The sequence below is a fragment of the Paenibacillus sp. P4_A7 genome (assembly GCF_056402455.1).
On sequence record NZ_JBFUHJ010000441.1, the window covers coordinates 1 to 4,620 of the forward strand.

The following is a 4,620-nucleotide window of genomic DNA, read 5'->3' on the forward strand; positions in this document are numbered from 1 at the left end:
GGACTACTATTAGGGGTTATTGTCGGGGCCATTTTTTATGGTAACCCAACCATCGAAAGTTATTTGAAACCAGTGGGAGACATTTTCATTCGTTTGATTAAAATGATTGTCGTTCCCATAGTCGTTTCCTCTCTTATTGTCGGAGTAGCAGGAGTAGGAGATATTAAAAAGCTTGGAAGACTTGGAGGGAAAACTCTTCTTTATTTTGAAATCGTGACGACGATTGCTATTATTTTCGGCTTGGTCATAGCGAATATCTTTCAGCCTGGAGCCGGAATCAATATGGCTGGACTAGCTAAGTCAGATATTACGAAATATGTCGAAGCGACAAAAAATGTGACCAGTCACAGCTTTGCCGACACATTTGTCAATATCGTTCCGAAGAACATTTTTGAATCATTAGTAGCCGGTGACATGCTGGCCATCATTTTCTTCTCTGTATTGTTTGGTTTGGGCGTTGCCGCGATTGGCGATAAAGGAAAGCCGGTTTTATCCTTTTTCCAGGGCGTTACCGAATCGATGTTTTGGGTGACGAACCAAATTATGAAATTTGCGCCGATCGGTGTATTCGGATTGATTGGTGTAACCGTATCCAAATTCGGTGTCAGCTCTTTGATTCCTTTGGGGAAATTGGTATTTGCTGTGTATATCGGCATGTTCCTGTTTGTAGTTATCGTGCTTGGCTTGATTGCTAAACTTTGTGGTATAAGTCTTATGGCAATTGTGCGCATATTAAAAGATGAGCTCATTCTGGCTTACTCTACAGCAAGCTCGGAAACGGCACTTCCTAAGATGATGGAAAAAATGGAGAAGTTCGGTGTACCGAAGGCAATCACGTCATTTGTCGTCCCTACGGGATATTCGTTTAATTTGGACGGGTCCACGTTATATCAAGCGATAACTGCATTATTTATTGCACAAATGTATGGGATCCATATGTCGATTAGCTCTCAAATCATGTTGATGYTTGTCTTGATGCTCACTTCAAAGGGAATTGCTGGCGTGCCAGGCGCTTCGTTTGTCGTCCTGCTTGCCACACTCGGATCCGTCGGGATTCCGCTTGAAGGTCTAGCTTTTATCGCAGGTATTGATCGTATTCTGGATATGGCCCGGACAGTAGTCAATGTCATTGGCAATTCTATTGCCGCGGTGGTCATGGCTAAATGGGAAGGCCAGTATGACAAGGAAAAAGGAAAGAAATATTTAGAGTCCGTCAAGAAGGCTGCGTAAGAAAATAACGAGGGGGAAACAACAATGACAACAGCTGAGCAAAGGGTGGAAAAAGATTTTCTTGGCTCTAAGGAAGTGCCGTCCGACGCCTATTATGGCATTCAAACAGTGCGCGCAGTAGAAAATTTCCCAATTACCGGCTACCGTATACACGAAGAATTGATACGTGCGATGGCAACCGTTAAACATGCGGCTGCTGCAGCGAACATGGAAATTAGGCAGTTGAATCCGCAGATTGGGCAGGCAGTTGTGCAAGCGGCACAGGAAATTATGGACGGTAAATGGCATGATCAATTTATCGTCGATCCGATACAAGGCGGAGCAGGTACCTCAATCAACATGAATACCAATGAGGTCATCGCGAACCGGGCGATCGAGATTCTCGGGGGAATCAAAGGCGATTATTTTAAAGTAAGTCCTAATTCGCATGTGAATATGGCCCAATCGACCAACGACGCTTTTCCAACGGCGATTCATATTGCAACACTTTCTTTAATTGAGAAGCTGCTAGTGACGATGGAGGAGATGCTCACAGCGTTTCGTAAAAAAGCCGTGCAATTCGACGGGGTTATCAAAATGGGGCGGACGCATCTTCAGGATGGCGTGCCGATCCGACTAGGGCAGGAATTTGAGGCCTACAGCAGAGTACTCGAGCGCGATATCAAGCGGATAAAACAAACTCGCGGCCATCTGTATGAAGTTAACATGGGTGCAACAGCCGTTGGAACCGGCCTGAATGCTGATCCCCGCTACATTAAGCGGGTTGTGGAATTGCTCGCTGAGCTCAGCGGGCTGCCGCTTACCAATACTGATCACCTGGTGGACGCAACTCAAAATACAGATGCCTATACCGAAGTGTCAGCCGCATTGAAAGTTTGCATGATCAACATGTCTAAGATTGCCAACGACTTACGATTGCTCGCTTCAGGACCGCGTGCTGGGCTCGGGGAGCTGAATCTGCCTGCACGGCAACCCGGTTCGTCCATCATGCCAGGCAAGGTCAATCCGGTCATGGCTGAGGTCGTCAATCAGGTAGCGTTCCAGGTCATCGGGAATGACCATACGATTTGTCTTGCCTCCGAAGCGGGGCAGCTCGAGCTTAATGTGATGGAGCCTGTGCTTGTGTTCAATTTGCTTCAATCGCTCAGTATGATGAATCAAGTCTTCAAAGTTTTCCGTGTACATTGTTTGGAAGAAATCGAAGCGAACGTAGAGCGCTGCAAAGAGTATGTGGAGAAAAGTGTTGGGGTCATTACCGCGCTCAACCCGCATCTGGGCTATGAAGTCGTAGCAAGGATCGCGCGTGAAGCGATTCTAACGGGGCGTCCAGTTCGGGAGTTATGCCTATTATATAATGTCTTAACGGAAGAGGAGCTCCAAATTATTCTCGATCCATATGAAATGACGAACCCAGGTATCGCAGGAGCGGAGCTATTTGACAAGTACTAAAGAGGAACATGCAGAAATCGTTTCACAAAAGTAAAGGGAGAGTGTAAAAACAATTCATCGGTGCTGGATGATCAGATCAAGGTATTAGTAAGGTGTGGGGATGAAAGTGCTTACACCATTTGTGTTGTCCAACTCGTACAACTAATGAAGAAAGAGTGATCATGTGTGGAAAGCACCTCTCTTAGCGTAGATTAGGCGTGACTACTTATGACTCGGACTGTAAAGAACAGCAATGTTTGGATAACACAACGAAGGGGATGGATAAGTATGGAAGCCAAGATGCAGCAGTTGAAAATAGGTATGATAAGTAATAATTTGCCCGTAACCCAGTTAGTCAAAATTGCATTAGAACGGAAGGAAGGGGTACTTGCTTCCTCAGGAGCCTTACAAGTAAACACAGGCAAATATACCGGGCGTTCCCCAAAAGATAGGTTCATTGTCCAAGAACCTTCCGTAATGGATCACATAGATTGGGGGGCTGTGAATCAACCCATCTCACAACTTCAGTTCGAGCGGCTCTACAAAAAAGCGCAAGACTATATGTTGGATAAGGATTTGTTTGTATTCGACGGTTATGCCGGGGCGGATTCGGAATATCAGTTACCCATTCGCATTGTGAATGAATATGCGTGGCACAATTTATTTGTCCGGCAGCTTTTTGTTCGTCCGACACAGGAAGAATTGCAAACCCACAGTGCGGAGTTCACCGTGATCGCACTGCCGGGCTTAAAAGCTGATCCAGAAGTGGACGGTACGCGCTCTGAAACGTTTATCTGCCTTTCCTTTGAAAGGAAATTGGTTCTCATCGGAGGGACTGAGTATGCTGGAGAGATGAAAAAATCGATTTTTAGCGTTCTGAATTATATGCTCCCTTTCAGGGACGTTTTTCCGATGCATTGTTCAGCTAATGTGGGCGAGAAAGACGACGTTGCTTTATTCTTCGGGTTATCCGGAACAGGAAAAACGACGCTTTCCGCTGATGCAAACCGCCGCTTGATTGGGGATGATGAACATGGTTGGACCGATCAAGGGGTCTATAACTTTGAAGGTGGATGTTATGCCAAGTGTGCCAATCTATCCGAAGAAAAGGAACCTCAAATTTGGCAGGCTATTCGATATGGTTCGGTTTTAGAAAATGTCGTTCTGGATCCAGAGACAGGCATAGCGGATTATAACAATACTCGGACGACTGAAAATACGCGAGCCGCTTATCCAATCGAAATAATTCCTGGTGCAGTCATCCCAGGGAAGGCGGGTCATCCGAACGTCATCATTTTCTTAACAGCTGATGCTTTCGGCGTGCTGCCTCCTATTTCGAAGCTCACGAAGGAACAGGCGATGTATCACTTTTTGTCAGGGTATACTTCGAAGTTGGCAGGTACCGAAAGAGGAGTATCGGAACCGGAGGCGACATTTTCCACTTGCTTTGGGTCGCCTTTCCTTCCGCTCCATCCAACTGTGTACGCAAAGCTTTTGGGAGATAAAATTGAGGAGCACCAAGTTAAAGTGTATTTGGTTAATACTGGGTGGTCCGGCGGTCCCTACGGTGTAGGAAAGAGGATGAACTTAACTTTCACCCGTGCGATGGTATCCGCTGCTTTGAATGGAAGTATCGAGCAAGCGACATTTACGGCCGATCCGATCTTTGGTGTGCTCTGTCCCGATTTCGTAGAGGGTATTCCTAGCAATGTTCTTGTTCCCAGTCATACTTGGCAGGATCAAGAAGCGTATAAGAAGGCCGCTTTGGATTTGGCTGAACGGTTTACTCGCAATTTTGAGAAATTTTCTAATATGGAAAAAGAAATTATTACTGCTGGTCCAATTAAGGGAAATCAATAGTTGAGTAAATGAAGGGCTGCCGCGTGGCCAATGTCATTTAGTTAAGGCGCAGGTCCAAATATCAAGAAAAAGAGCAGGTTATCGAAAAAGATAGCCCGCTCT

3 protein-coding genes are annotated in these 4,620 nt (G+C 45.9%); all 3 read left to right on the top strand.

The window, feature by feature from the left end; translation table 11 throughout:
- A partial coding sequence (locus AC1DWN_RS28360; protein WP_477562233.1) for a cation:dicarboxylate symporter family transporter occupies positions 1-1,230 on the top strand: 1,230 nt, incomplete at its 5' end.
- Between the two features lie 24 nt (positions 1,231-1,254).
- The gene (aspA, locus tag AC1DWN_RS28365; protein WP_477562234.1) at positions 1,255-2,679 is read left to right on the top strand and encodes an aspartate ammonia-lyase; all 1,425 of its coding nucleotides are present in this window, start codon (positions 1,255-1,257) and stop codon (positions 2,677-2,679) included.
- Positions 2,680-2,946: 267 nt separating this feature from the next.
- Positions 2,947-4,518, top strand: coding sequence for a phosphoenolpyruvate carboxykinase (ATP) (gene pckA / locus AC1DWN_RS28370; RefSeq protein WP_477562235.1), 1,572 nt, complete (start codon positions 2,947-2,949; stop codon positions 4,516-4,518).
- The last annotated feature ends 102 nt before the right edge of the window (positions 4,519-4,620 follow it).

What these genes read in the sequence shown, in the direction of transcription:
- aspA (WP_477562234.1), top strand. Translation starts at nt 1,255, where the DNA reads ATGACAACAGCTGAGCAAAGGGTGGAAAAAGATTTTCTTGGCTCTAAG.
- pckA (WP_477562235.1), top strand. Translation starts at nt 2,947, where the DNA reads ATGGAAGCCAAGATGCAGCAGTTGAAAATAGGTATGATAAGTAATAAT.